This is a genomic window from Rhizobium sp. ERR 1071, from assembly GCF_007828675.1.
GTDB lineage: Bacteria > Pseudomonadota > Alphaproteobacteria > Rhizobiales > Rhizobiaceae > Rhizobium > Rhizobium dioscoreae.
In genome coordinates this window covers 941,302-965,317 of record NZ_VITM01000001.1, presented here as the reverse complement: position 1 = coordinate 965,317, position 24,016 = coordinate 941,302, and the positions used below count along the sequence as shown (strand labels likewise).

Sequence of the window (24,016 nt, the reverse complement as noted above, 5' to 3'; positions counted from 1 at the left end):
AGCCAAACCGCCACAAATAGCGATTTGCTAACCATATCGCCTGGTTATGCTCCTCTGCTCTGACGCAGCATCGACCAGCTGTAGAGCACGAGACCGGCCCATATCAGCGAGAATGCAACGAGCTGTGTCGTGCCGAAGGGTTCCTTGAACAGGAAAACGGCGATCAGGAAGACCATTGTGGGAACGATGTATTGCATGATGCCGATGGTCGACATCCTCAAAAGCTTCGCACCATTGGCGAAGATCATCAACGGCAGCGCCGTCACGAGCCCGCAGCCGAGCAGGAGCCCGGTATCCGAAAGGCCGGTCTGGTAAAAGTGGCCTTCGCCGCGCGCTTCCAGATAGAGGATGTAAAATGCTGCCGGGATGCAGAGCAGTAGCACCTCGATGAAAAAGCCCTGGTTGGCTCCAACAGGCAGGGTTTTGCGGAAAAAGGCATAGAAGCCCCAGGAGAAGGTCAGCGACAACGCGACCCAGGGCAGGGTGCCGGCTTTCACCGTCAAAATGATGACGGCGGCGGCTGCAAGGCAGATCGCGACGATCTGCGTCGGCGCCAGCTTTTCCTTGAGCAGAATGGCGCCGAGCGCGATGCTGAACAGCGGATTGATGAAGTAACCGAGGGCCGCATCGAGCGAATGGCCGGCGCCGATGGCCCAGACATAGGTTCCCCAGTTGATGGTGACGAGCGCTGCCGTCAGCGACGCCATGGCGATTGTCCGCGGGTTGCGAAACGCCGCCTTCACGTCACCCAGGCGGCCGAGCGCCAGCAGCACGATGCCGGCGACGGGAACCGACCAGACGATGCGATGGGCGATGACTTCGAAAGCCGGGATATGCGCCAACGCCTTCATATAGAGTGGCAGAACGCCCCAGAAGAGATAGGCCGTCATCGCAAAGCCGAAGCCGCGGATAGCGTCGTTGTTCTTGATTTCAGGTTTGACCGCGTCAGTGGCCATGAATTTTCCCGTCATTCTCTGTTATTTGAGACGGGATTACCCCAATGCATGCGGCATGGCTAATTCATTTCATTGACGGCATCGTCAAGCTTTTTGATGGGCGGCGGATTACTCCGCCGCAATCCTGCCTGCCATATGCCGGTTTTTCATCAGCTTGTAGATGACGGAATCCATCAAGGCCTGGAACGACGCATCGATGATGTTTTCGGAGACACCGACCGTCCACCAGCGTACGCCATCGCTATCGGTGGATTCGATCAGGACTCGGGTGATGGCCTCTGTGCCACCATTGAGGATACGCACCTTGAAGTCGGCCAGTTCCAGATCGTCTATCTCGTGCTGGTATTTGCCGAAATTCTTGCGCAGCGCCAGGTCGAGCGCATTAACCGGGCCGTCGCCCTCTGCAACCGACATGATGGTTTCGCCATCGATGATGATCTTGACGACGGCTTCCGAGACGATTTTCACTCGGCCGTGGGAATCGAAGCGGCGTTCCACCATGACGCGGAAACCATCGATCGCAAAGAATTCCGGGATGGTACCGAGCGTGCGGCGCGCCAAAAGTTCGAAGCTCGCATCCGCGCCTTCGTAAGCATAGCCTGTCGCTTCGCGTTCCTTGACGATGTGGATCAGCTGGTCGAGCTTCGGATCGTCCTTGCCGACCTCGATGCCGCGCCGCTTCAGCGCATTGATGAAGTTCGACTTGCCGCCCTGGTCGGAGACCATGACCTTGCGGAAGTTGCCGACGCTTTCCGGCGGCACATGCTCGTAGGTGCGCGGGTCCTTCAGCAGCGCCGAGGCGTGGATACCAGCCTTGGTGGCAAAGGCGGAGGCACCGACATAGGGCGCCTGATAGTCGGGTGAGCGGTTCAGAAGCTCGTCGAAGGCATGCGAAAGGCCGGTCAAGCCCACCAGCCGCTCGGCGTCGATCGTCGTTTCGAAGCGTTCGCTATAGGCTCTTTTCAGCGCCAGGGTCGGGATCAGTGTGATCAGGTTGGCATTGCCGCAGCGCTCGCCGATGCCGTTCAGCGTGCCCTGGATCTGCCGCACGCCGGCCTCGACCGCCGCGAGCGAATTGGCGACCGCCTGGCCGGTATCGTTATGGGCATGGATGCCGAGACAGTGCCCAGGAACGCCGCAGGCGATGACGGCCTCGACGATGGCGCGAATCTCCGGCGGCTGTGTGCCGCCGTTGGTGTCACAGAGCACGACCCAGCGCGCTCCGGCATCATAGGCCGTCTTGGCGCAAGCAAGCGCATAGGTCGGATTGGCCTTGTAGCCGTCGAAGAAGTGCTCGCAATCGACCAAGGCTTCCTTGCCGGCGCCAATGGCCGCCTTGACACTTTCGGCGATGCTTTCCAGGTTTTCCTCGTTGGTGCAGCCGAGCGCCACCTGGACGTGATAGTCCCAGCTCTTCGCAACGAAACAGATCGCGTCTGATTTCGCCTGCAGCAGGCTCGCAAGGCCGGGATCGTTGGAGGCGGAGATGCCGGCGCGCTTCGTCATGCCGAAGGCGACGAAGGAGGCCGATGTCGTGCGCTTCTCGTTGAAGAAGGCCGTATCGGTCGGGTTGGCGCCGGGGTACCCGCCTTCGACATAATCCAGGCCGAATTCATCCAGCATGGTCGCAATGGCAATCTTGTCCTCGACCGAAAAATCGATGCCGGGTGTTTGCTGGCCATCGCGGAGCGTCGTGTCGAAGAGATAGATTTTTTCGCGTGTCATACTGTTTCCTCCGGCGAACCGGTTATTGATATTGAGATGCCCGGCCTATGCTTTGCCTGCAAACTTGTCGGTGGCGCGGATGAGCCGATCCAGAATGCCAGGCTCGGACGAAGCATGGCCGGCGCCCTCGATCAGGTGAAATTCAGCTTTCGGCCAAGCCTTGTGCAGCGCCCAGGCATATTTGGCGGGGCAGGGCATGTCGTAGCGGCCATGGACGATGACGCCGGGAATGTCTTTCAGCTTGTAGGCGTCGCGCAGGAGTTGGCCCTCTTCGAGCCAGCCGGCGTTGACGAAGAAATGGTTCTCGATACGGGCGAAGGCATGCGCATATTCCGCATCTTCGAACTGGGCGCTGACGGCAGGTTCCGGCAGAAGCGTGATCGTCTCGCCTTCCCAGATCGACCATGCCTTTGCGGCTTCCAGGCGGGCAGCCTTATCGGGATGCGTCAGCAGCCGATGGTAGGCGGCCATCATCTCATGGCGCTCTTCCGGTGGGATAGGGGCGATGAAGCGCTCCCATTTGTCAGGGAACATTTCGGAGACGCCGAACTGATAATACCAGTCGAGTTCGGCTCTCGTCAGCGTATAGATGCCGCGCACGACCAGTTCGGAAACCCGATCCGGATGTGTTTCGGAGTAGGCGAGCGCCAGCGTCGAGCCCCAGGAGCCGCCGAAAACAAGCCATTTCTCAACGCCGGCCATTTTGCGCAGCCGCTCGATATCTTCGACCAGATGCCAGGTCGTATTGGCTTCAAGGCCGGCATGCGGCGTCGAGCGCCCGCAGCCGCGCTGGTCGAAAAGGGTCACGTCGTAAAGCGCCGGATCGAATACGCGGCGATGACTGGGCGAAATGCCGCCGCCGGGTCCGCCATGCAGGAAGACGGCGGGCTTGGCGCCGGGCGTTCCCACCCGTTCCCAATAGATCACATGACCGTCGCCGACATCGAGATGACCGGAGGCGTAAGGTTCGATCTCCGGATAGAATGTGCGCAGGACTTCGGTCATATTTTCAGCCCCTCGGCCGGCCAGACATCGGTGTCATGATCGGGATGCTGGAAGGAAATGATCTGCTCCTGCCGCGAATAGAAATCTGGATCCTGATGAATGGGCTTTTCGAAAATCGTCTCTACCCAAGGCAGTCGATAGGCGTGGTTGACCTGGATCTGCGGGGCGAGATCGTCGCGCTCGTCGAAGGCGCCGATGGCGATTTCGAGGCCGCCCGGATGACGGTAGGTCAACGGCGTGCCGCAGTTCTTGCAGAAGCCGCGGTCGATATTGACGGAAGACTGGAAATAACTCGGCTCGCCGCGCGTCCATTCCACGCCGTCTTCAGGTGCGGTAACAAGCGCAGAGAAAAAGTTGCCGAACTGCTTCTGGCACATGCGGCAATGGCAGATTGAGGGGCGGCCGAGCTGGCCGCGGATGCGAAACCGTACCGCGCCGCATTGGCATCCTCCGCTTCTGGTAGCTTCATTCATGGCTCTTCTCCTCTGGCCAGCTTGGGGTATCGTAATCGGGATGTTGATTTGACACGATGTTTACAACGAAGGGCGCTTGCGCGGCATCTTCCTCCGTCGAGCGTCCGGGCAGCAAATGCAACCGATCGACAAAGCCGATCTTGGCCTCCGTGCCGTATTGGATCACAGGCGGCAGTTGCGCGGGATCATCGAAGGCGCCAGCCGCGACCGCAATGCCATCGGGTGCCTCGTAGGTCAGCGGCGTTCCGCAATCCCCGCAGAAGCCGCGCTTTACATAATTCGACGATTGAAACAGCTTCCGCTCGCCGCGCGTCCATGTGAGCTCGGCACCACGCGTCGAGACCAGCGGTGCGTAATAGGCGCCAAAGGCCTTCTGGCACATGCGGCAATGACAGATCGACGCATCCTTCAGTCCGCCCCGCACCCGGAAGCGAACCGCGCCGCACTGGCAGCCGCCGGTGTAGGTCGAGACGGTCATGATTTATCCTTTCCGCTGACGATCAGGATATGCATGCAGACGTTATCGATATCCTTCAGGACATCGTCATTCCAGAAGCGCAGGATAGTCCAGCCATCGGCTTCGAGGCGGCGGGTGCGAACCTGGTCATAGGTCTGATCGTGGTCATTACCATGCTGGAAGCCGTCGACTTCGACAATCAGCCTTTCGGCAGGGCATGCGAAATCGACAATATATCCAGCGATGGGCAACTGGCGGCGGAAGCCGAGGCCCATGAGGCGATGGGCACGCAATTCGTTCCATAGACGCAGTTCCGCATCCGTCATGACCTTGCGCATGCGGCGTGCATTGCTTCGGGCTTTCGGCGGGACTGGAGTATGCGGCAAGTTACCCCCCTCTGTCACTTCGTGACATCTCCCCCACAAGGGGGGAGATTGTTCGCGGCGAGCTGTTAGCCCTCCATCTTCTTTCCCGCGCAGGCGGAAACGTATTGCTGCTGAAATAGAAGGCAGCTTGGAACTAGAGCGGTCGGCAAACTCCCCCAATCTCCCCCCTTGTGGGGGAGATGTCACGAAGTGACAGAGGGGGGTAACCAGACTCACCGCTTGATCTCCCAAGTCGTGATACGCTCGCCCGTCGTTGGATCCTTACCATCCTTGAGCTGGATACCCATGGCCGTCAGCTCCTCGCGAAGCTTGTCGGCTTCGGCGAAGTTCTTTGCCTTCAACAACTCCAGTCGCTGACGTACCTTGGTATCGATCTCCGCGACCACAGCTTCGTCCATCTCCGCCTTCTTCGGCAGCAGGCCGAGAAGATCGGCGCTGGCCGCGAACACCGGCAGGAGGCTGGCATCGGCATTGGTTGCTTGCGCCAGGGCATGCAGCGCCTGGATGGCGGCGACGGTGTTGAGATCGTCGCCGAGAGCGGCAAGGACTGTCTGATCCGGCGCGGCACCGCTGGCATCCCCCGCCGGCCATTTGGCGATTAGCCGTTCGGCCTCTTCCAGACGCTTCACAGAGAAATCGATCGGCTCGCGATAATGCGTCATCAGCATGGCAAGCCTCAGCACCTCGCCCGGCCAGGTCCGGCCGCCGAGCTTTTCCGTCTGCAGCAGCTCGTAGATGGTGACGAAGTTGCCCTCCGATTTCGACATCTTGCGGCCTTCGACCTGCACGAAGCCGTTATGCATCCAGACATTGGCCATGGCATGCGTGCCATGCGCGCAACGCGATTGGGCAATTTCGTTTTCATGGTGCGGGAAGATCAGGTCCAGGCCGCCGCCGTGAATGTCAAAGACATCACCGAGATAGCGTCCGCTCATGGCCGAGCATTCGATATGCCAGCCCGGACGACCGCGGCCCCAGGGGCTTTCCCAGCCGGGTTCGTTCTCGTCCGAAAGTTTCCACAGAACGAAATCGCCGGGGCTCTTCTTGTGCTCGTCGACGGCGACGCGGGCGCCGGCCTGCTGCTCGTCGAGATTGCGCTTCGAAAGCTGCCCATAATCGGCCATCGACTTGGTATCGAACAGCACTTCGCCGGCGGCCCGATAGGCATGGCCCTTGGTGATCAGCGTTTCGATGATCCCGATCATCTGTGCGATATTGTCGGTCGCACGCGGTTGCACCGATGGCTCCAGGCAGCCGAGCGCTGTCGTGTCTTCACGGTACTGCCGCTCGGTCTTTTCCGTCACCAGGCGGATCGCGTCGTTCAGCGGCAGGCCGGGATGGTCGCGCAGCGCACGCGCATTGATCTTGTCGTCGACGTCGGTGATGTTGCGGACGTAGGTGACACGGCTCTCACCGTAGACGTGCCGCAGCAGCCGGAACAGCACGTCGAAGACGATCGCCGGGCGGGCATTGCCGATATGGGCGAAGTCATAGACCGTGGGGCCGCAGACATACATGCGGACGTTATTGCGGTCGATCGGCTGAAAATCGACCTTTTCGCGCGTCAGCGTGTTGTAGAACTTCAATTGCGGCTCGGCGGCCATGTCACTCTCCCAAGGCATAAATCCGAAAAAATACCGTCACCGGCAGGCCGGACGTTTGTCATCTTGGATTTTGGGAGACGAAAACGGCCAGGCCAGCGAAACGCTAGCGAATAATCTTCCGGCAGATAATGCAGATAACCGTTTTCATGGGCGGCTTTATCGCGCGCCGGATGAATTTGGTCAAGTAGGGATAAGGCGTCTCGCGTAAAGGGCTGAGATGTTTTTATTCCGGCATCCGATAGTCGACGAGCCTGTTCTCGCGCACGACGAAAAGCTTGCCGGTTTCGGTGACGTCGGGGCCGACCAGAGGCAGGATCGCCTGAGCGACCTCTCGCGGATGCGGCAGTGTATCCGGATCTTCACCGGGCATGGCCTGGGCGCGCATGGCGGTGCGGGTAGCGCCCGGATCGACGCTGGTGATGCGCAGCGGCGTGCTCTGCGTTTCCCCGGCCCAGGTCCGCGCCAGCGCCTCGACGGCAGCCTTGGAGGCGGAGTAGGGACCCCAGAATGGCCGGCAGCGATGGGCGGCGGCCGAAGAGAGGATAACCGCGCGGCCCGCCTCGGCGCGCATCAGCAGCGGCTCCACGGAACGGATCAGCCGCCAGGTGGCGGTGACATTGATCGTCATCACCTTTTCGAACACCTTGGCTTCGACATGGCCGATCGGCGAGATCACGCCAAGCACGCCGGCATTGGCGATGAGGATGTCGAGTTTGCCCCAGCGCTCGTAGATGGAGGCGCCGAGCGCATCGATGGCATTCATGTCGGCAAGATCGAAGGGCACAAGGGTCGCCGAGCCGCCGGCAGCCTTGATGGCATCGTCAAGCTCCTCAAGGCCCCCGACCGTGCGGGCGCAGGCGATCACATGCGCGCCGGCCTTGGCCAGCTCCAGTGCCGTGAAATAGCCGATACCGCGCGATGCGCCGGTGACGAGGGCGATCTTGTCCTTGAGATTGACGCTCATGCTGCCTTGATCCGAATGCGTGGAAAGAGAAAGGGGCAGGGCGCCCCTGTCAGCCGTTACTTGGGCTTGTCAGCCGTTGCTCGCGAGGACGGAGAGCTTGCGCACGTTGCTGGTGCTTTCCTTGTCGAGCAGACGCGTCGGATAGTCACCGGTAAAGTAATGGTCGGTGAACTGCGGCTGCGCATTGTTGCGCGGCTCGCCGCCGACAGCCTGGTAAAGGCCATCGATGGACAGGAACTCCAGCGAATCCGCGCCGATATACTCGCACATGGCCTTCAGGCTCGTGTACTGGTTTGCCAACAGCTTGTCGGCGTCCGGTGTGTCGATGCCGTAGAAATCCGGATGGAAGATCATCGGGCTGGCGACGCGGATATGCACCTCGCTGGCGCCGGCATCGCGGATCATCTGCACGATCTTCACCGATGTCGTGCCGCGCACGATGGAATCGTCGACGAGCACCACGCGCTTGCCAGCGATGATTTCGCGATTGGCGGAATGCTTGAGCTTAACGCCGAAGGCGCGAATCTGCTGCGTGGGTTCAATGAAGGTGCGGCCGACATAATGGTTGCGGATGATGCCGAGCTCGAAGGGAATACCGCTTGCCTGCGCATAGCCGATAGCGGCCGGCGTGCCGCCATCCGGCACGGGGACGACAACATCGGCGGCGACAGGCGCTTCCTTGGCAAGGTTGATGCCCATGTTCTTGCGGGCAACATAAACGTTGCGGCCGCCGACGACGGAATCGGGACGGGCGAAATAGACATATTCGAACAGGCAGAGACGCTCGGGTTGTGAAACTTCCGGCTTGCGGGCGTCGATGGTGATCGAACCATCAGGCTGGATCTCGCAGATGATGACCTCGCCGTTTTCAACGTCGCGGACATATTTTGCGCCGATGATGTCGAGAGCACAGGTCTCCGAGCAGAAGATGGGCTTGCCGTCGAGTTCGCCCATGACCAGCGGCCGGATGCCGATCGGATCGCGGGCGGCGATCAGCTTGGTGCGCGTCATGGCGAGCATCGAATAGCCGCCTTCCATCTGCCTGATAGCATCGATGAAACGATCTGAGGAGGAGGGATGCTTGGAGCGGGCGATGAGATGCAGCACGACTTCGGTATCCGAGGTCGACTGACAGATGGCACCATCGGCAATCAGCTGACGGCGCATGGTCAGGCCATTGGTGAAATTACCGTTATGGGCAATGGCGATGCCGCCGACTTCCAGCTCGGCAAACAGCGGCTGGACATTGCGAAGGATGGTCTCGCCGGTGGTGGAGTAGCGTACATGACCGATCGAGCGGTCACCGGGGAGGCGGGCGAGGGTGGCCGGGTCAGTGTAGTGGTCTCCGACCAGACCCATCCGCCGCTCCGAGTGGAAGCGCTGACCATCGAAGGAGACGATGCCGGCCGCTTCCTGGCCGCGATGCTGCAAGGCGTGCAGGCCGAGCGCCGTCAGTGTTGCCGCATCCGGGTGCCCCAGGATGCCGAAGACGCCGCATTCTTCATGCAGCGTGTCGCCGTCGATATCGTCCTCGAAGGAAACGGAATGGTTCATGGCTGCGGGCCTTTGCTCTCAACGTGGGCGGATCGGGGCGGCGTCACGAGTGACCATTAAAATAACTTAAAATCCGGCCGGAAAAAATATCGGGCCGGATCTTCTATTGTCACGCCGCTCAAATGGCGATTCTCGGGCGGCAGGTCAAGCCTGTAAACGCACCGTCAATTGTTTGTCTGCGGCGCCGGTGCGTCATCCGACGGCGCGGTATCGTTCGGCGTGGCGTTGTCGCCGCTTCCCTGCTGCTGCTGTTGCTGCTGGTTTGGCGCGATCTTGTTGAGGATTTCGGCCGGCAGCCTTGCCTGAATGTCTTGGGGCAGCGCCGCAGTCAGCTTCTCCACCATCGAATCGAGGAAAGGCTTCGACTTGGCGTTATTGACCCAGTCCGGACGTGCGGCCGGTGCCACCAGCCAGTTCCAGAAGGCAACGACGACGACCATGAGCAGCAGGCCGCGTGCCGCGCCGAAGAGGAAGCCGAGAGTGCGGTCGAGCGCGCCGATGCGGCTGTCGATGATGAAATCGGCAATCCGGATGGTGATGAAGGAAATGATGATGAGCGCCAGCAGGAAGATGACGGCGGCTGACGCAATCGTGGCGATCTTGGTGTCGGCCTTGTATTGCAACGCATAGGGAACGAGCAGCGGATAGAGATAGTATGCGGCGACTGCGGAGCCGCCCCAGCTGACGATCGAGAGAATTTCGCGTGAGAAGCCGCGAACCATGGCCAGAATGGCGGAGAAGAGAAGAACGCCGATAACAATACCGTCGAAAATCGTAATGGGCATCTATAATCCACTTCAAGACTTGCCGGACCTCATGGTCGGCATCGGCCTCAATTCATGAGCCTCTTCTTCGCCAAGAACGGCTGAAGTAAGGCTCAGTCTTCGTCTTCCGCTCGCTTGAGCGCACCTTTCGATCCGGCAATGCGCGCCACCAGATCCGGCAGGCTGTCGATCTCGCTCCAGCGTCCGCCATTGCCCTTTGGCAGATCGGCGGAAGCGGCAGGCAGAACGGCCGCGGAAAATCCCAGCTTCTCGGCTTCCTTGAGGCGCTGGGCGGTGTGCGCAACCGGCCGGACGGCGCCCGACAGGCTGACTTCGCCGAAATAGACGCAATCGGCGGGCAGAGCAAGACCAGCCAGGGAGGAAACCAGTGCAGAAGCGACCGCAAGGTCCGCAGCCGGCTCGGAAATGCGGTAGCCGCCGGCAATATTGAGGTAAACATCGTGCTGACCGAGCCGCACGCCGCAATGCGCTTCCAGAACGGCCAGAATCATCGACAACCGCGCCGAATCCCAGCCGACGATGGCGCGGCGCGGCGTGCCGAGCGATGTCGGCGCGACCAGCGCCTGCACCTCCACCAGCACCGGACGCGTGCCTTCGATGCCGGCGAAGACCGCCGCGCCTGGCGACTTTTCGTTGCGTTCACCAAGGAAAAGTTCGGACGGATTAGGCACGTCGCGAAGCCCGGCGTCGGACATTTCGAAGACGCCGATCTCGTCGGTCGGACCGAAGCGGTTCTTCACCGTGCGCAGGATACGGTAATGATGGCCCCGATCGCCTTCGAAGTAGAGAACGGCATCGACCATATGCTCGACGACGCGCGGCCCGGCGATCTGGCCATCCTTGGTGACATGGCCGACCAGCACCATGGCAGTTCCCGTCTGCTTGGCGAAGCGGATCATCGCCTGCACGCCGGTACGCACCTGCGTTACCGTGCCGGGTGCGGATTCGGCAAGCTCGCTCCACAGCGTCTGGATGGAATCAATGATGACAAGATCCGGCCGCTTGCCTTCTGCCAGCGTTGCCAGGATATCCTCGACATTGGTTTCGGCGGCGAGCAGCACTTCGGTATCGGCCGCCTTCAGCCGTTGGGCGCGCAGGCGCACCTGCGCCACGGCCTCTTCGCCGGAGACGTAGACGATCTTGTGCCCCTGCCGGGCGAGGGCTGCTGCCGCCTGCATCAGCAGCGTCGACTTGCCGATGCCAGGATCGCCGCCGACGAGAACGGCCGAGCCACGCACAAAACCGCCGCCCGTGGCGCGGTCGAGCTCGGATATGCCGGTATGGATGCGCGGCGCTTCCTCGATTTCACCCGAAAGCGTGGTCAGCGTGACGGGCTTGCCCTTTCGCGGTGTCTTCGTTGGTCCGCCGCCGATCCCGCCCATCGGATCTTCCTCGACGATGGTATTCCACGCGCCGCAACTGTCGCACTTGCCGGCCCAGCGATTGTGGACGGTGCCGCAGTTCTGGCAGATGAATTGTGTGCGGGCCTTAGCCATAGGATGCTATTCTCAAGTTCAAATGCTTCGCTTTTCGCGACGAATCGCTTGGGCAGTCAGATAATGTCTTTCTCGGCCTATCAAAACTAATGATTTCCGTATCAACGGCGATCGTGTCAGCCTTTATGCCGGGTTTTATGGATGATGACCGATGTTTGACTATTCGTTTGCGCACTGGATTGGGTTTCTGACCGCTGCGATTCTCCTTAATCTGTCGCCGGGGCCGGATATCGCCTTCATTCTCGGTCACACGATCAGAAGCGGCATGCGCTCCGGCTTTGCAGCGCTGTTCGGCATCTGGAGCGGCGCATGCCTGCATGTACTGATGGCGGCCGCCGGTCTTTCGGCGATCCTTGCTGCCTCCGCGCTGGCCTTCTCGACCGTCAAATGGGTCGGTGCGGCCTATCTGATCTGGCTCGGCATCCAGGCGCTGCGCTCGAAGGGCGAGAGCGCATGGATCAAGGAAGCCGGCAAATCCTTGCCCTTTAGCCGTATCTATCGCCAAGGTATTCTGGTCTCGCTGCTCAATCCGAAGGTCGCCATCTTCTTCCTGGCCTTCCTGCCGCAATTCGTCGTCGAAGGCGCCGGCCCGGTCTGGGCGCAGCTCTTGCTGCATGGAAGCCTGATCATTGTCGTCGCCGCCTTCATTGAACCGCCGCTGATCCTGCTCGGCGGCCGCCTGAGCGAGGCTCTCCGGCGCAATCGCAGTCTCGGCCTCTGGCTCGATCGCGGTCTCGGCACGTTGTTCGTGGCGCTTGGCGTTCGGTTGGCGATCAGTGCGCGCTAACTATCCTGAGACGTAGCCGGGCTATTCCTTGGTCTCTTCCGAGATATACCGGCGTTCGTGCCGCAGCCCCATGCTGGTCAGCATCTCGTAGCCGATGGTGCCTGCCGCCCTTGCGGCCTCGTCGATCGAGATGTTGCTGCCGAAAAGTTCAACGTAGTCACCAGCTCTGACCAGGTTTTCCGGCAGGTCGGTGACATCGAAGATGGTGAGGTCCATGGTGATGCGGCCGGCAACGGGTACCTTGTGGCCGGCTATGAAGCCGTGACCGCCCGCAATACCGGTCTGGCGCAATGGCACGCCGGCACTCGACTGGCTGCGCATATAGCCGTCGGCGTAACCTGCCGAGACAATCGCCAGCCGGCTGTCGCGGGTCAATTGAAGCGCGCGGCCATACCCCACTGTTTCGCCTGCCTTGACCGAGCGGGTCTGGATGATCCGCGCCTCCGCCGTCGCCACCGGGCGCATCGGATTGGCCATGCCCGGCACTGCCTCGCCGCCATAGGTGGCGATGCCGGGGCGGGTAAGATCGAAATGATAGTCGGCCCCAAGAAAGATGCCGGCCGAATTGGCAAGGCTCGCCTCGATGCCTTCGAAGGCGGCCCTGACTTTGCGGAAAGCCTCGAGCTGCTGCCGGTTCATCGCATTGGAAGGGTCGTCGCCGCAGGCGAGGTGGCTCATGACGAGAACCGGCGCAAAGCTTGCCGGACGCGAGACGTCATCGGCAAGCGCGATCGCATCATCCATCGGCAGGCCGAGCCTGTTGAAGCCGGTGTCGACCTGCAGTGCGCAGGGATAATCGCCATAATCGGATAGAACGGACATCCAGAAGGTCAGCTGTTCCTCCGACGCGATGACGGGCACGAGATCGTTCTCGAAGAACCGGCGCTCCATGCCCGGCCAGATGCCGCTGAGCACGAAGATGCGCGCCTCGGGGGCATAGAGCCGCAAGGTCGCGCCTTCATCGGCGGTGGCGACGAAGAAATCGCGCGCGCCGGCGCCATAAAGCGTTTCGCCGACATCCTCGATGCCAAGCCCGTAGGCATCGGCCTTGACAACGGCCGACGCGCGGGCCTTCCCCGAGCGGCGCGCGAGGTCGCGCCAGTTTTCGACGAGCGCGCCGAGATCCACCGTCAGCCGAAGGCCGGCGGAAGCGAAAGCATCATCGTCATTGAAATTATCTGTCATAGAGCGTCCCGAATAAGGAAGTGGCCGGAGATGATTTGGCTTGAGGGAGGATACTGGCCGTCGATGAAAAGAAAAAGTGCTGCGAGGTATGCATGCGGAATTAGGCAGAAACTGCCGCCACATTTCTGACGACAGCTTCCGGCTGAAGGTCGGAAACCAACAGGCTGCTTTGCGGCACGAATGAGCTGAAGGGCAGGCCTTCAGGCACGCTGCGCGCATCATCTTGAAGGCAAGCTGTCGTAGGCTTTAGTTTCCGGGATGATGGCTATTTCGGAACAGCGGCATCGTGCCCCGCTGGCGATCGCCGGAATAGGCTCAGTCGTCACGCCTTCTCACCGCCCATGAGGCGGTATCGCGATCAGGATGCTGGTTGTTGCTCGTCTTGATCGCCGCAGCCCAATCGGCGCCGTTATTTTCAGTCACGCCGGTATTTTCTATGCCCGTGATCGTATCGAACCATGTCACCATATTCTCGGTGCAGGTATTGGCATGCGGCGGGAAGGCATGCGGATTATCAAGCGAACCGATCATCAGGTTGGTGCGGCCGTTTTCGAGGTGATGGAAGAACAATGGCGTGCCGCAATTGGCGCAGAAGCCGCGCTCGACAAGCTCAGAACTCTTCCAGATGCTCGGCTTGCCGCGCGTCCAGGTGAGCGCATCATCAGGCGCGGCGACCAGCGCGGCAAAGATGTTGCCGGAGGCTTTCTGGCACATGCGGCAATGGCAGAGATGCGAATTATCATGCATGGCAGTTGCGTGATAGCGTACGGCACCGCACCGGCAGCCGCCGCTTACCGTCATCTCAATGCGTTTCAATTTTCCTTCTCCTCCAAAAGGCGAGTTTGGGCCTAAATGCTTTTTAGGTTTTCATCTTCGGATCGTCCAGCGGAACGACGGATCCGACCACACCTTCTCAAAAAAAGCGCGGACGGGTGGATGCCAGCCTTTCCCACATGCGATCACTTTTGTTCAAGACGCGCGGGAGCCGGCGCGCTAATCTTCGGGGATGCAGAACGTTTCGCAGAAAGAGGCGGCTGACGCCATGCCGCTTGCCAAGGTGGAATCGACCCGCTTCTGGCGAGACGGTCGCTTTCGTGACATGGAATGCCTGAGCGCAAGCTTCGTGACGCATGAATATGCGCCGCATGCGCACGACACCTTCAGCATCGGGACGATTGAAAGAGGCAGCCAGATCACCACGCTGCTCGGCAGTCGGGAGGAAGCCGGACCGGGCGATCTCTATATGATCAATCCTGGAGTAGTGCATGACGGCGCTCCGGGCGGCGAAGGCTATCGCTACCGCATGATCTACCCGGACACGAAGCTCTTCGTCGATATTCTGGAAGACGTCACGGGCAAAGCCTTCAATGCGACGCCATCTTTCGCCAGTTCGTTGTTGCGCGATCCGCAGCTTGCAAGCGCCTTCCACAAGGCGCATCGCACACTCGAGAGCGGCGCCGGTGCGCTGGAATCCGATGAAGGCATGTTCTCGGTGCTGGCGGCCCTCTTTGCGCGCTATGGTAGCACGATCGTCCTTCCCGTCGACACCAAGGAGCGTAGCGCCGTCGCGCGCGCCCGCGATTATCTCACTGAGAATTTCGACAGCGATATCGGATTGGAGGAGTTGGCCAAGATCGCAGGCCTGAGCCGCGCGCACCTGATTCGCGCCTTCCGCAGGGAGTATCATATTACGCCCCATGCCTTTCTGACCGACCGGCGTGTCATCGTTGCCCGCCGATTGCTTAGGGAGGGCCGCATGCCCGCCGATGTTGCCATGGAATGCGGTTTTGCCGATCAGGCGCATTTCACGCGCCACTTCAAATCGCGCACCGGCGTCACCCCGGGCCAGTTCCGCGTCGGCTAGCGCATTTCCAATTGCGAAACGACTTTCTGTCCGGAATGCGTCTGATCACTTTCGTTCAATACAGCGCCGGCTGCCGTCGGCTACCCCTCCGTCATTGTTGAAGTGGAGGTTGCCAATGTTGCAGCAAAGCCGACCGGCCGGCGAATTCAAAGCCGGGATGCGTGCCATTCTTCCGCTGATCGTTGCCGTCCTGCCGATCGGCCTCGTGTTCGGCGCGGTTTCGGCGACCAAGGGGCTTTCGCCGCTGGAGACCACACTGATGAGCGCACTCGTCTTTGCTGGCGGCTCGCAATTCGTGGCGATGGATATCTGGACACATCCCGCAAGCTGGATGGGTGCTGGCATCGCGGCCCTGCTCGTCAATGTCAGGCACTTGCTGATGAGTGCTTCGATTGGCACGAAGATGCAATCTTTCACCGGCATCAAACGCTATCTCGCCATGCTGTTTCTCGCCGACGAGATTTGGGCCATGGCGGAGTTCCGCGCCGGCACGATGCGGCTCACGCCCGCTTGGTATGCGGGCATCGTCACGCCATTTTACTTGGCCTGGGTCGGCTCGTCGCTTGCGGGTGCTCTGCTTGGCGCCTTTCTCGGCGATCCCGCCGTCATCGGTCTCGACTTCGCCTTTCCGGCCGTCTTCATCGTGCTGGTCATGGGCTTCTGGAAAGGACCGGAAACCGGCGCGGTGCTTGCCGCAAGCGGAATTGCAGCCGTTGCTGTCCACCAGTTCGTGCCCGGTGTCTGGCATATTGCAGCCGGCGCGCTGGCGGGACTGGCAATGGCTTTCTGGAAGGGCAGAGCGCGGGAGCAAGCGGCATGACGCTCGATTTCAACACTCTGCTCGCCATCCTCGCCATGGCTGCCGCAACGATCTTCACCCGTGTTGGCGGTCTCGTCTTGATTCGCTACGTGAAGCTTGACGAGCGTCGGCAAACCGCAATCAAAGCCATTCCACCGGCCGTGCTGATGGCTGTCATTGCCCCCACAGCTTTTGCCACCGGCTGGGCGGAGACGCTGGCCTGCATGGTCACCGCAATCGTCTCTCGCCGCTTGCCGTTGCTGGCAAGCGTTATCGTCGGCGTTGCGACGGTGGCTTTGCTGAGGGCTGCGGGACTCTGAAGCCTTTCCGGCAAAGTGCGAAGCGGTTCTCATCCCAGCGGAACATTGACGCGGCAAGCGTCAATGTTCTTCGTACTGCGTGAAAGACGGGTCGGCGAGGTCGGCAAATCGGGTGAATTCCGATTGGAAGGCGAGCTTCACCGTGCCCGTCGGTCCGTGACGCTGCTTGGCGATGATGACATCGGCCGTGCCCTTCACGCGGTCGAACAGCGCTTCCCATTCCGCATATTTCGGGTCGTTCGGGTCGCGGGGCTCTTGGTTCTTCACATAATATTCCTCGCGGAACACGAAGAGCACCACGTCGGCGTCCTGCTCGATCGAGCCGGATTCGCGAAGGTCCGAAAGCTGGGGGCGCTTATCGTCGCGGCTTTCGACCGCGCGCGAGAGCTGGGAGAGTGCGACGATCGGAACGTTGAGCTCCTTGCCGAGCGCCTTCAGGCCAGTGGTGATCTCGGTGATTTCCTGAACGCGGTTTTCGCCCGACTTCTTCGAACCGGTCATGAGCTGCACGTAGTCGACGACCAGAACGTCGAGGCCGCGCTGGCGTTTGAGGCGGCGGGCGCGGGCGGCGAGTTGGGCGATGGAAATACCACCGGTCTGGTCGATATAAAGCGGCACCTTCTGCATCATCATCGAGCAGGCCACCAGCTTTTCGAAATCGGCATCGTTGATGTCGCCGCGGCGGATCTTCGAGGAGGAGACTTCCGTCTGCTCGGAGATGATACGGGTGGCGAGCTGCTCCGATGACATTTCCAGCGAGTAGAAGCCGACAACGCCGCCGTTCTTTGCCTTCATCGAGCCGTCGGGCTGGACTTCGCCCTCGTAGGCGGCGGCGATATTATAGGCGATGTTGGTGGCAAGCGAGGTTTTGCCCATGCCGGGACGGCCGGCAAGGATGATCAAGTCGGAGCGCTGCAGGCCGCCCATCTTGCTATCAAGCGAGTGGATGCCCGTGGAGATGCCGGAGAGGCCGCCGTCACGCTCCTTGGCAACGGCCGCCATGTCGATCGCCAGTGCCACGGCGTCGTTGAACGACTGGAAGCCGCCGTCGTAGCGGCCATTCTCGGCAAGCTCGAACAGCCGGCGCTCCGTATCCTCGATCTGCGTCTGCGGCGGCATGTCGAGCGGCGCGTCATAGGCGATGTTGACCATGTCCTCGCCGATGGTGATCAGCGCACGGCGCAGCGCCAGGTCATAGATGGCGCGGCCGTAATCTTCAGCGTTGATGATCGACACGGCCTCGACGGCGAGGCGCGCGAGATATTGCGCGACCGTCATGTCGCCGACCTTCTCGTCAGCCGGCACGAAGCTCTTGATGGTCACAGGATTGGCGGTCTTGCCCATGCGGATGATATCGCCGGCGACTTCGAAGATCTTCCGGTGCAGCGGCTCGTAGAGATGGATCGGCTTCAGGAAATCGGAGACGCGATAATAGGCATCGTTGTTGACGAGGATGGCACCGAGCAGAGCCTGTTCCGCCTCAATGTTATTGGGCGCTTCGCGATAATGCTGGTCGGCGGGAGCAATGGCGGCAAGCTTGCGCGCAGCTTCGTTCATTTTCCATCTCTTCATGCTTTAGGGTGTCGTCTGGTTTGCGATGTTCCGATGTCATGGTCAACCGTGCAAACGGATGGCCATACCGACCTATCAACGTTGTTCCACTCGTCCACAGGGACAAGTTTCCGCCACGTAAAAAATCCCTTGTGGCCACTTTGCAACGCAAAGATCGACACACGAATCACTTATGCAAACTATCTGTGGGGAACATTTTAGCCGGTCTTTCGCTGCGCGCATCAACTGTTGCGGCTATCCTGCTTGAAAAACTGGGAAAATCCGGGTATTCCCCTTAAATTAGGGTAGGATGCTAATAGTATAAAGTTGCAATAATGCCAGGTGCGCCATCAAGACAAGAACTCTTCGACGACCTCTCCGCGTTCAATCGCAAGCTGAGGGCGGCTTTCGACGCTCTCGTTCGAGAGCACGGCATGACCCTTTCCCGCGCGAGGGTTTTTCGCAAGCTCTCCCGCCGGGACGGAATAAACCAGAGGGAGCTTGCCGACGAGCTGGAGCTGGAAACGCCGACGCTCGTGCGCATCCTCGATGCCATGGAGGCGCAGAATTTCATTGAGCGCCGCGCCGCCGTATCCGATCGCCGCGCCAAGCAGATCTTCATGACGGAATCAGGAAAAGTCGTTGCCGCCGAGGTCGAGGCTCTTGCCACCAGTGTGCGTGCGGATATCTTGGAGGGGATTTCGGACGAGGATGTCGGCATGGCGCTGAAAGTTATCCGTGCCATGACTGCCAATCTTCAGAATATCGGCAAATCATGAGGTAGTGCATGAGCGGGGATCCGGGCCCGGTCGCCAATGCGGAAGCCAACGCCGTCCCACCCGCTCCACCGCCTATGCCGGGCTGGAAAGTGCCGCTCTATATTGCGGCGTCCGTCATGTTCTTCCTGACGCAGGGCCTCGGTCTCAATCTCGCCTTCGCCAACCTTACGCAAATTCAGGGAACCATCGCGGCGACCACCACAGAGTCGGCATGGCTTTCTGCTGCCTATATGGCGCCCAATGTCAGCCTCGCCATCGCGCTGGTGAAGATCCGCCTTCAATATGGCGTGCGCAATTTCGCCGAGGTCAGCATTCTCGGCTTCGTCCTCGCCTCGCTGCTCAATCTTTTCGTTTCCGATCTGCATTCTGCGATCGTCGTCCGCTTCCTGAGCGGGATTGCCGGCGCGCCTCTGTCGACGCTTGGCTTCCTTTATATGCTGGAGGCCTTCGAGCCTGCCAAGAAGATGACGATCGGCGTCAGCCTAGCGATGATGAACACGCTGCTTGCCGCTCCCATCACTCGCCTTGTGTCGCCCTCGCTACTCGATTATGGCGAATGGCGTGGCCTCTATACGCTTGAAATGGCATTGGCGCTCCTCGTCATGCCGATCATCTATCTGCTGCCGCTGACGCCGCCGCCGCGCGTCAAGGTTATCGTGCTGGGCGATATCTTCAGCTATCTTCTTGTCGCGATCGGTTTCGGCTGTCTTGCCGTCGCCTTGTCGGTCGGGCGCCTCTACTGGTGGCTGGAGGTGCCATGGCTCGGCGTCGTTCTGGCTATTGCCGTCGCATCCCTGACCGTTGCCATCGTCGTCGAACTGAGACGGTCGACGCCTTTGATCGACGTTCGCTGGCTGCTTCGGCCGGAAATTCTGCATCTGACGGCGATCCTCCTGGTCTTCCGCATCATTGCCGCCGAGCAGACCTCCGTCATCATGACCTTCTATCAGAATGCGGTCGGCCTGCTCTATGACCAGCTTGCCTTGCTCTATTGGATTATCCTCGCCTTCTCGATCATCGGCGGCCTCATCTGCACCGTGTTCATGAGCTATGGCTACACGTGGCAGATCCAGTTCGTCGCGCTTATTCTGATGGGGGTGGGCTCGCTGATGGATTCGCAGGTGACGAACCTGACCCGTCCCGAGCAGATGTATCTCAGCCAGGCCCTGGTGGCGGCCGGTGCGGCGCTCTTCTTGCCGCCATCCATGTCGGCAGGCTTCAAGGAGGCTATATCCAAAGGCCCGCCCTATCTGGTGACCTTCTTCGTCGTCTTCACCTTCACGCAAAGCATCGGCGGCCTCGTCGGCTCGGCCTTCTACGGCACGCTGATCACCATTCGCGAGAAGTTCCATTCGGCCGTCCTGACTGAGCGCGTGCTGCTGACGGATCCGCATGTGGCCACACGCGTCAGCCAGCTTTCATCCTCCTATGGCAAGGTGATTGGGGATAGCGCGCTGCTGAAGGGGGAGGGGCTGGCGCTGCTCGGCGCGCAGGTCAGCCGCGAAGCCAATATGCTTGCCTACGGAGATGCCTTCTTCACTGCCGCCTTAATCGCCTTCCTGTCACTTGCCGGCCTCTCAATCCATGTTCTCTTCCGCGTCGTCAGGGCTCGCTTCGCTGGCGATCGGGTAGAGGTCGCGACATCCAACCCATGAGGATATGAAATAGCTCCATGTCGAGGCTCGTTCGCTCCCCCATCGAAGTCATCGCCGTGCTCGCCGGTATCGGCGGCGTCATGCTGGTGCTCTATGCTTGGCATCTACCGCCGTTCAAGACCGCGGTCGAAACCACGGACGACGCCTATGTCAAAGGCTATGTCACGACCATCAGCCCGCAGGTCAGCGGCTATATCACCGACGTGCCGATCAAGGACTACAAGCTCGTCAAGGAGGGCGATGTGCTCGCCCAGATCGATAACCGCATCTACAAGCAGAAGGTGGCGCAGGCCCACGCGACGCTGGACGGACAGAAGGCCGCGCTTGCCAATTCGCAGCAGCAGGAGCAGGCCGCCAAGGCCGGCATCGTCTCCAGCCAGGCGCAGATCGACAGCGCCAATGCAGCGCTGAAGCGTGCCCAGCTTGCCTTCGATCGCGTCACGACACTCGTCTCCAGAGGCGTCTCGACGACAAGCGATTCCGAGCAGGCGCAGGCGACGCTGCAGCAGGCGCAGGCATCGGTCAATCAGGCAAAGGCCGCTCTCGATGTCTCCCAGCAGAACCTGACGACGATCATCGTCAACCGCGCTTCGCTGGAAGCCGGTGTCAGCGGCGCGGAAGCGGCCGTGCAGCTTGCCGATATCGATCTCGACAATACGACCATCAGGGCGCCGCAGGACGGCCGCGTCGGCGAGATCGGCGTGCGTCTTGGCCAATATGTGACGCCCGGCACGCAGCTGATGAACCTCGTTCCGAAGGACGTCTGGGTCATCGCCAATTTCAAGGAAACCCAGCTTGATGGCATGAAGCTCGATCAGCCCGCCACGATCTCCGTCGATGCACTCGGACATCGCGAGATCAAGGGCCGCATCCAGCGCTTTTCCCCGGCCGCTGGCTCGGAATTTGCGGTCATCAAACCCGATAATGCCACGGGCAATTTCACCAAGGTCGCCCAGCGTCTCGGTGTCAGGATCAAAATCGAGGATGGGCAGCCTCTGGCGGATCAGCTGGCGCCCGGCATGTCCGTCGTCGTTTCGATCGACAAGGATTCGGCTCCATTGCCGGAAATCAAGGATAACGACTGACCTGGGCGTTCGCTCCATCTTCTGTCAGAAAACAGGAAAGCCTGGGTCGGAGGACCCAGGCTTTCTTGCATTAGAAATTACGAAAAAGGCTTGAAGATCAAGCTTCTTCGTCGCCGTCGCGGTCAGCTTCCGGATCGAAGAAGTCTTCCGGACGCAGGGCGTCTTCGTCAACGCCGTAGATGGCGTCGGCGGAGGTGAGGGTTTCGCCCTTGGCCTGACGCTCGGCTTCTTCAGCGGAGCGTGCAACGTTGAGTTCGATCGTGATTTCGACTTCGGCGTGAAGACCGATCGTGACGTTGTGCAGGCCGATGGCCTTGATCGGCGTGTTCATGTGAACCTGGCTGCGGCCGACGTTGAAGCCTTCGGCGGCGAGGATTTCGACGACATCACGAGCAGCGACCGAACCGTAGAGCTGGCCGGTTTCGCCAGCCGAGCGAACGACGATGAAGGACTTGCCGGCGAGAACGTCGGCAACCTTCTGGGCTTCGCTCTTGCGCTCGAGGTTGCGGGCTTCGAGCGTTGCGCGCTCGGCTTCGAAACGAGCCTTGTTGGCGGCGTTGGCGCGCAGTGCCTTGCCGAGCGGCAGCAGGTAGTTACGAGCAAAGCCGTCGCGAACCTTGACGGTTTCGCCCATCTGGCCGAGCTTGGAGATGCGTTCGAGGAGAATGACTTCCATTTTCGTTGTTCCTTTCGATGTCAGATTTTTGTGTCTTGTTTGGATGTGTCGGCATTCTTGTTCGGGGTCAGCGATATCGCCTTGCGGGTATCGTAAAGACCGAGAACGAGAACGATAAAGAGCGGCAGCGTCACAAAGAAGCATACCAGGTAGCAGAGGATCAGAACCGGCAGACGCCAGTCCTTGCCCCGCGTCCGGTAATGCAGCGAAGCAAAGCCGGAAACGATGAAGCCAGCACCGAAGGCGCCGAGCACGGCGGCGGCGATGAGAGCCAGAACTCCGCCAAAGAAGATAGCGACGATCGCCACGAGAAAGACGAAGATCGCATTGCGGTTCATGCGCAACGACGAGGGGATATCGTCGCGCGGGCGCAGATTATGGCTCGAAGCCGCAACGATGCGTGTCGCCACGTAATAGGCGGCCAACAGCATCATGACCCAGATCATACCCCAGGCGATCGGGATCATGTAGAGCATCAGTGACTTCATCTTCGCGATCGCAGCCGGATTGAGCTGAAGATCGGGAGACTGCTGGTTCACCGCGGCCATGTAGGCGTCGACGACCTGACCCACCAGATCGGCACCGTAGCCCATGACCGCTCCGGCGACGATGATGACGATTGCGGCGAGACCGCACAGGTGCAGCATGATGTCGGAGAGCGGATACCAGGCCATCAGATTATCCGGGCCTCCGAGTTCGGAGGCGGGACGCGCCAGATTGGCGAGATGGCTGAGCCATGCGGGGATCAGCGTCAGGAGAACGACGAAGAGCCCGAAATAGACCGACTGCGTAACGGTTCCGACGATGCCGGCGACCACGACGGCAACGATGACGGCCATGTTGCCCCAGCCGAGGCCGACGATCAGGATCGGGAGAGCGGAAAGTGCGCCGAACAGGATGAACAGCAACGGCTGCACCGTCGCGCCATACACGAGTAGGGCGGCGGTCAGACCGGCGAGCGCGCCGATGCCAAGCTCTTTTGCGGTCAACTTTTTCACGTCGCTGTCCTGCTTCGTATCGAGCAGTTAGAGGATGCTTTCGCCACGCGGGCCTGAAAGCTTATCCCCAACATGGGGTTTCAAGGTTCCGATCCGCGCCCATCGCGAAAGGGAGAAGGGAAGGCATCGCTGCCTTCCCTCTAATTCATTCTGCGTCAGGCGCTATTAAGCGACGACGTAGGGCAGCAGGCCGAGGAAACGGGCGCGCTTGATCGCCTGGGCGAGTTCGCGCTGCTTCTTCTGAGAAACGGCCGTGATGCGGGACGGAACGATCTTGCCGCGCTCGGAAATGTAGCGCTGCAGGAGACGAACGTCCTTGTAGTCGATGCGCGGCGCATTGGCGCCCGAGAACGGGCAGGTCTTGCGGCGGCGATGGAACGGACGGCGGACCGGTGCGGAAGAAACTTCAGACATCTCTCAAATCTCCTTATACGCGGTCTTCGCGCGGACGGCGCGGACGGTCTTCGCGGTCACCACGATCCGGGCGCGGGCCACGATCGCCGAAGCTGCGCTCCGGACGGTCGCCATCGCGGCGCGGACGGTCGTCACGGTCGCGCTTCTGCATCATGGCGGACGGGCCGTCTTCGTGTTGCTCGACAGCGATCGTCATGTAACGCAGGACGTCTTCGCTGATGCGCATCTGGCGTTCCATTTCCTGGATCGCAGCGGCCGGAGCATCGATGTCCATCAGGGCGTAATGAGCCTTGCGGTTCTTCTTGATGCGGTAGGTGAGGGACTTGAGGCCCCAGTTCTCGATACGCCCGACTTTACCGCCGTGAGCTTCGATGACACCCTTGTACTGTTCTACGAGGGCGTCGACCTGCTGAGCGGAAATATCCTGCCGGGCAAGGAATACATGTTCGTAAAGAGCCATGGATAGCTTTGCCTTTCTTGCGTTGGTCTGAACCCGAT

Annotated in this window: 25 protein-coding genes; 7 read left to right on the top strand and 18 right to left on the bottom strand. The window is 60.5% G+C overall.

What is annotated here, in order from left to right:
• Positions 1-44: 44 nt before the first annotated feature.
• The 11 genes from rarD to radA form a co-directional block, all read right to left on the bottom strand.
• Positions 45-956 carry an EamA family transporter RarD gene (gene rarD / locus FBZ99_RS04855; RefSeq protein WP_113351676.1) on the bottom strand — a complete coding sequence of 304 codons (912 nt, stop codon included), beginning with the start codon at positions 954-956 and terminating at the stop codon, positions 45-47.
• A 108-nt stretch (positions 957-1,064) separates the two neighbouring features.
• Positions 1,065-2,681 carry a citramalate synthase gene (cimA, locus tag FBZ99_RS04850; RefSeq protein ID WP_113351677.1) on the bottom strand — a complete coding sequence of 539 codons (1,617 nt, stop codon included), beginning with the start codon at positions 2,679-2,681 and terminating at the stop codon, positions 1,065-1,067.
• Positions 2,682-2,726: 45 nt separating this feature from the next.
• Positions 2,727-3,686 carry a prolyl aminopeptidase gene (gene pip / locus FBZ99_RS04845; protein ID WP_113351678.1) on the bottom strand — a complete coding sequence of 320 codons (960 nt, stop codon included), beginning with the start codon at positions 3,684-3,686 and terminating at the stop codon, positions 2,727-2,729.
• Positions 3,683-4,159, bottom strand: coding sequence for a GFA family protein (locus tag FBZ99_RS04840; RefSeq protein WP_113351679.1), 477 nt, complete (start codon positions 4,157-4,159; stop codon positions 3,683-3,685). Before FBZ99_RS04840 ends, pip begins: the two co-directional genes overlap by 4 nt.
• Positions 4,152-4,637 (bottom strand): GFA family protein, encoded by a 486-nt coding sequence (locus FBZ99_RS04835; RefSeq protein WP_113351680.1) that lies wholly within the window; start codon positions 4,635-4,637, stop codon positions 4,152-4,154. The genes FBZ99_RS04840 and FBZ99_RS04835 overlap by 8 nt, the downstream gene beginning before the upstream one ends.
• On the bottom strand, positions 4,634-5,002 hold the full coding sequence (locus FBZ99_RS04830; RefSeq protein ID WP_113351681.1) for an endonuclease domain-containing protein: 369 nt from the start codon (positions 5,000-5,002) through the stop codon (positions 4,634-4,636). The genes FBZ99_RS04835 and FBZ99_RS04830 overlap by 4 nt, the downstream gene beginning before the upstream one ends.
• A gap of 212 nt (positions 5,003-5,214) precedes the next feature.
• On the bottom strand, positions 5,215-6,606 hold the full coding sequence (gene cysS / locus FBZ99_RS04825) for a cysteine--tRNA ligase (protein ID WP_113395697.1): 1,392 nt from the start codon (positions 6,604-6,606) through the stop codon (positions 5,215-5,217).
• 223 nt (positions 6,607-6,829) lie between these two features.
• Positions 6,830-7,570, bottom strand: coding sequence for an SDR family NAD(P)-dependent oxidoreductase (locus tag FBZ99_RS04820; protein ID WP_113351683.1), 741 nt, complete (start codon positions 7,568-7,570; stop codon positions 6,830-6,832).
• A gap of 69 nt (positions 7,571-7,639) precedes the next feature.
• The gene (gene purF, locus FBZ99_RS04815; protein ID WP_113351684.1) at positions 7,640-9,124 is read right to left on the bottom strand and encodes an amidophosphoribosyltransferase; all 1,485 of its coding nucleotides are present in this window, start codon (positions 9,122-9,124) and stop codon (positions 7,640-7,642) included.
• Between the two features lie 164 nt (positions 9,125-9,288).
• Positions 9,289-9,909 carry a CvpA family protein gene (locus FBZ99_RS04810; RefSeq protein WP_069616173.1) on the bottom strand — a complete coding sequence of 207 codons (621 nt, stop codon included), beginning with the start codon at positions 9,907-9,909 and terminating at the stop codon, positions 9,289-9,291.
• A gap of 92 nt (positions 9,910-10,001) precedes the next feature.
• Entirely contained in the window at positions 10,002-11,405 is a 1,404-nt protein-coding gene (radA, locus tag FBZ99_RS04805) for a DNA repair protein RadA (RefSeq protein WP_113351685.1), read from the bottom strand.
• A gap of 151 nt (positions 11,406-11,556) precedes the next feature.
• Between radA and FBZ99_RS04800 the strand changes: the two genes are divergently transcribed.
• Positions 11,557-12,192, top strand: coding sequence for a LysE family translocator (locus tag FBZ99_RS04800; RefSeq protein ID WP_145631689.1), 636 nt, complete (start codon positions 11,557-11,559; stop codon positions 12,190-12,192).
• A gap of 21 nt (positions 12,193-12,213) precedes the next feature.
• Here the strand turns inward: FBZ99_RS04800 and alr are convergent, their stop codons facing one another.
• Together alr and FBZ99_RS04790 are read right to left on the bottom strand one after the other, a co-directional pair.
• Positions 12,214-13,377 (bottom strand): alanine racemase, encoded by a 1,164-nt coding sequence (gene alr / locus FBZ99_RS04795; RefSeq protein WP_145631687.1) that lies wholly within the window; start codon positions 13,375-13,377, stop codon positions 12,214-12,216.
• A gap of 315 nt (positions 13,378-13,692) precedes the next feature.
• On the bottom strand, positions 13,693-14,193 hold the full coding sequence (locus FBZ99_RS04790) for a GFA family protein (protein ID WP_145631685.1): 501 nt from the start codon (positions 14,191-14,193) through the stop codon (positions 13,693-13,695).
• 226 nt (positions 14,194-14,419) lie between these two features.
• On the opposite strand from FBZ99_RS04790, the gene FBZ99_RS04785 reads away from it, so the two are divergent.
• The 3 genes from FBZ99_RS04785 (at position 14,420) to FBZ99_RS04775 (ending at position 16,360) form a co-directional block, all read left to right on the top strand.
• Positions 14,420-15,241, top strand: coding sequence for an AraC family transcriptional regulator (locus FBZ99_RS04785; protein WP_145631826.1), 822 nt, complete (start codon positions 14,420-14,422; stop codon positions 15,239-15,241).
• A 115-nt stretch (positions 15,242-15,356) separates the two neighbouring features.
• The gene (locus tag FBZ99_RS04780) at positions 15,357-16,061 is read left to right on the top strand and encodes an AzlC family ABC transporter permease (RefSeq protein WP_145631683.1); all 705 of its coding nucleotides are present in this window, start codon (positions 15,357-15,359) and stop codon (positions 16,059-16,061) included.
• Positions 16,058-16,360: an AzlD family protein gene (locus tag FBZ99_RS04775; RefSeq protein WP_113351690.1), complete on the top strand. Its 303-nt coding sequence runs from the start codon at positions 16,058-16,060 to the stop codon at positions 16,358-16,360. Before FBZ99_RS04780 ends, FBZ99_RS04775 begins: the two co-directional genes overlap by 4 nt.
• Positions 16,361-16,420: 60 nt before the next feature.
• On the opposite strand, the gene FBZ99_RS04770 is transcribed toward FBZ99_RS04775, so the two are convergent.
• Positions 16,421-17,917, bottom strand: coding sequence for a replicative DNA helicase (locus FBZ99_RS04770; RefSeq protein WP_069616180.1), 1,497 nt, complete (start codon positions 17,915-17,917; stop codon positions 16,421-16,423).
• A gap of 329 nt (positions 17,918-18,246) precedes the next feature.
• Here FBZ99_RS04770 and FBZ99_RS04765 point away from each other — a divergent pair, with 329 nt between their 5' ends.
• Genes FBZ99_RS04765 through FBZ99_RS04755 form a run of 3 tightly spaced genes read left to right on the top strand, consistent with a single transcriptional unit; the run spans position 18,247 to position 21,430 of the window.
• On the top strand, positions 18,247-18,690 hold the full coding sequence (locus FBZ99_RS04765) for a MarR family winged helix-turn-helix transcriptional regulator (RefSeq protein ID WP_069616181.1): 444 nt from the start codon (positions 18,247-18,249) through the stop codon (positions 18,688-18,690).
• An 8-nt stretch (positions 18,691-18,698) separates the two neighbouring features.
• The gene (locus FBZ99_RS04760; protein ID WP_145631681.1) at positions 18,699-20,345 is read left to right on the top strand and encodes an MFS transporter; all 1,647 of its coding nucleotides are present in this window, start codon (positions 18,699-18,701) and stop codon (positions 20,343-20,345) included.
• Positions 20,346-20,362: 17 nt separating this feature from the next.
• Positions 20,363-21,430 carry an HlyD family secretion protein gene (locus FBZ99_RS04755; RefSeq protein ID WP_113329090.1) on the top strand — a complete coding sequence of 356 codons (1,068 nt, stop codon included), beginning with the start codon at positions 20,363-20,365 and terminating at the stop codon, positions 21,428-21,430.
• A gap of 97 nt (positions 21,431-21,527) precedes the next feature.
• On the opposite strand, the gene rplI is transcribed toward FBZ99_RS04755, so the two are convergent.
• The 4 genes from rplI to rpsF all read right to left on the bottom strand — a co-directional run bounded on the left by rplI (position 21,528) and on the right by rpsF (position 23,978).
• Complete coding sequence (gene rplI, locus FBZ99_RS04750) at positions 21,528-22,106, bottom strand: 50S ribosomal protein L9 (RefSeq protein WP_069616184.1); 579 nt, start codon at positions 22,104-22,106, stop codon at positions 21,528-21,530.
• A gap of 20 nt (positions 22,107-22,126) precedes the next feature.
• Positions 22,127-23,104 (bottom strand): DUF2232 domain-containing protein, encoded by a 978-nt coding sequence (locus tag FBZ99_RS04745; RefSeq protein WP_113329089.1) that lies wholly within the window; start codon positions 23,102-23,104, stop codon positions 22,127-22,129.
• 165 nt (positions 23,105-23,269) lie between these two features.
• On the bottom strand, positions 23,270-23,518 hold the full coding sequence (gene rpsR, locus FBZ99_RS04740) for a 30S ribosomal protein S18 (RefSeq protein ID WP_004122103.1): 249 nt from the start codon (positions 23,516-23,518) through the stop codon (positions 23,270-23,272).
• A gap of 13 nt (positions 23,519-23,531) precedes the next feature.
• Positions 23,532-23,978: a 30S ribosomal protein S6 gene (gene rpsF / locus FBZ99_RS04735; RefSeq protein ID WP_069616186.1), complete on the bottom strand. Its 447-nt coding sequence runs from the start codon at positions 23,976-23,978 to the stop codon at positions 23,532-23,534.
• Between the last annotated feature and the right edge of the window lie 38 nt (positions 23,979-24,016).

Coding starts and splice junctions, on each gene's coding strand:
- rarD (WP_113351676.1), bottom strand. CDS start 956: ATGGCCACTGACGCGGTCAAACCTGAAATCAAGAACAACGACGCTATC.
- cimA (WP_113351677.1), bottom strand. CDS start 2,681: ATGACACGCGAAAAAATCTATCTCTTCGACACGACGCTCCGCGATGGC.
- pip (WP_113351678.1), bottom strand. CDS start 3,686: ATGACCGAAGTCCTGCGCACATTCTATCCGGAGATCGAACCTTACGCC.
- FBZ99_RS04840 (WP_113351679.1), bottom strand. CDS start 4,159: ATGAATGAAGCTACCAGAAGCGGAGGATGCCAATGCGGCGCGGTACGG.
- FBZ99_RS04835 (WP_113351680.1), bottom strand. CDS start 4,637: ATGACCGTCTCGACCTACACCGGCGGCTGCCAGTGCGGCGCGGTTCGC.
- cysS (WP_113395697.1), bottom strand. CDS start 6,606: ATGGCCGCCGAGCCGCAATTGAAGTTCTACAACACGCTGACGCGCGAA.
- FBZ99_RS04820 (WP_113351683.1), bottom strand. CDS start 7,570: ATGAGCGTCAATCTCAAGGACAAGATCGCCCTCGTCACCGGCGCATCG.
- purF (WP_113351684.1), bottom strand. CDS start 9,124: ATGAACCATTCCGTTTCCTTCGAGGACGATATCGACGGCGACACGCTG.
- FBZ99_RS04810 (WP_069616173.1), bottom strand. CDS start 9,909: ATGCCCATTACGATTTTCGACGGTATTGTTATCGGCGTTCTTCTCTTC.
- radA (WP_113351685.1), bottom strand. CDS start 11,405: ATGGCTAAGGCCCGCACACAATTCATCTGCCAGAACTGCGGCACCGTC.
- FBZ99_RS04800 (WP_145631689.1), top strand. CDS start 11,557: ATGTTTGACTATTCGTTTGCGCACTGGATTGGGTTTCTGACCGCTGCG.
- alr (WP_145631687.1), bottom strand. CDS start 13,377: ATGACAGATAATTTCAATGACGATGATGCTTTCGCTTCCGCCGGCCTT.
- FBZ99_RS04785 (WP_145631826.1), top strand. CDS start 14,420: ATGCCGCTTGCCAAGGTGGAATCGACCCGCTTCTGGCGAGACGGTCGC.
- FBZ99_RS04780 (WP_145631683.1), top strand. CDS start 15,357: ATGTTGCAGCAAAGCCGACCGGCCGGCGAATTCAAAGCCGGGATGCGT.
- FBZ99_RS04775 (WP_113351690.1), top strand. CDS start 16,058: ATGACGCTCGATTTCAACACTCTGCTCGCCATCCTCGCCATGGCTGCC.
- FBZ99_RS04770 (WP_069616180.1), bottom strand. CDS start 17,917: ATGAACGAAGCTGCGCGCAAGCTTGCCGCCATTGCTCCCGCCGACCAG.
- FBZ99_RS04765 (WP_069616181.1), top strand. CDS start 18,247: ATGCCAGGTGCGCCATCAAGACAAGAACTCTTCGACGACCTCTCCGCG.
- FBZ99_RS04760 (WP_145631681.1), top strand. CDS start 18,699: ATGAGCGGGGATCCGGGCCCGGTCGCCAATGCGGAAGCCAACGCCGTC.
- FBZ99_RS04755 (WP_113329090.1), top strand. CDS start 20,363: ATGTCGAGGCTCGTTCGCTCCCCCATCGAAGTCATCGCCGTGCTCGCC.
- rplI (WP_069616184.1), bottom strand. CDS start 22,106: ATGGAAGTCATTCTCCTCGAACGCATCTCCAAGCTCGGCCAGATGGGC.
- rpsR (WP_004122103.1), bottom strand. CDS start 23,518: ATGTCTGAAGTTTCTTCCGCACCGGTCCGCCGTCCGTTCCATCGCCGC.
- rpsF (WP_069616186.1), bottom strand. CDS start 23,978: ATGGCTCTTTACGAACATGTATTCCTTGCCCGGCAGGATATTTCCGCT.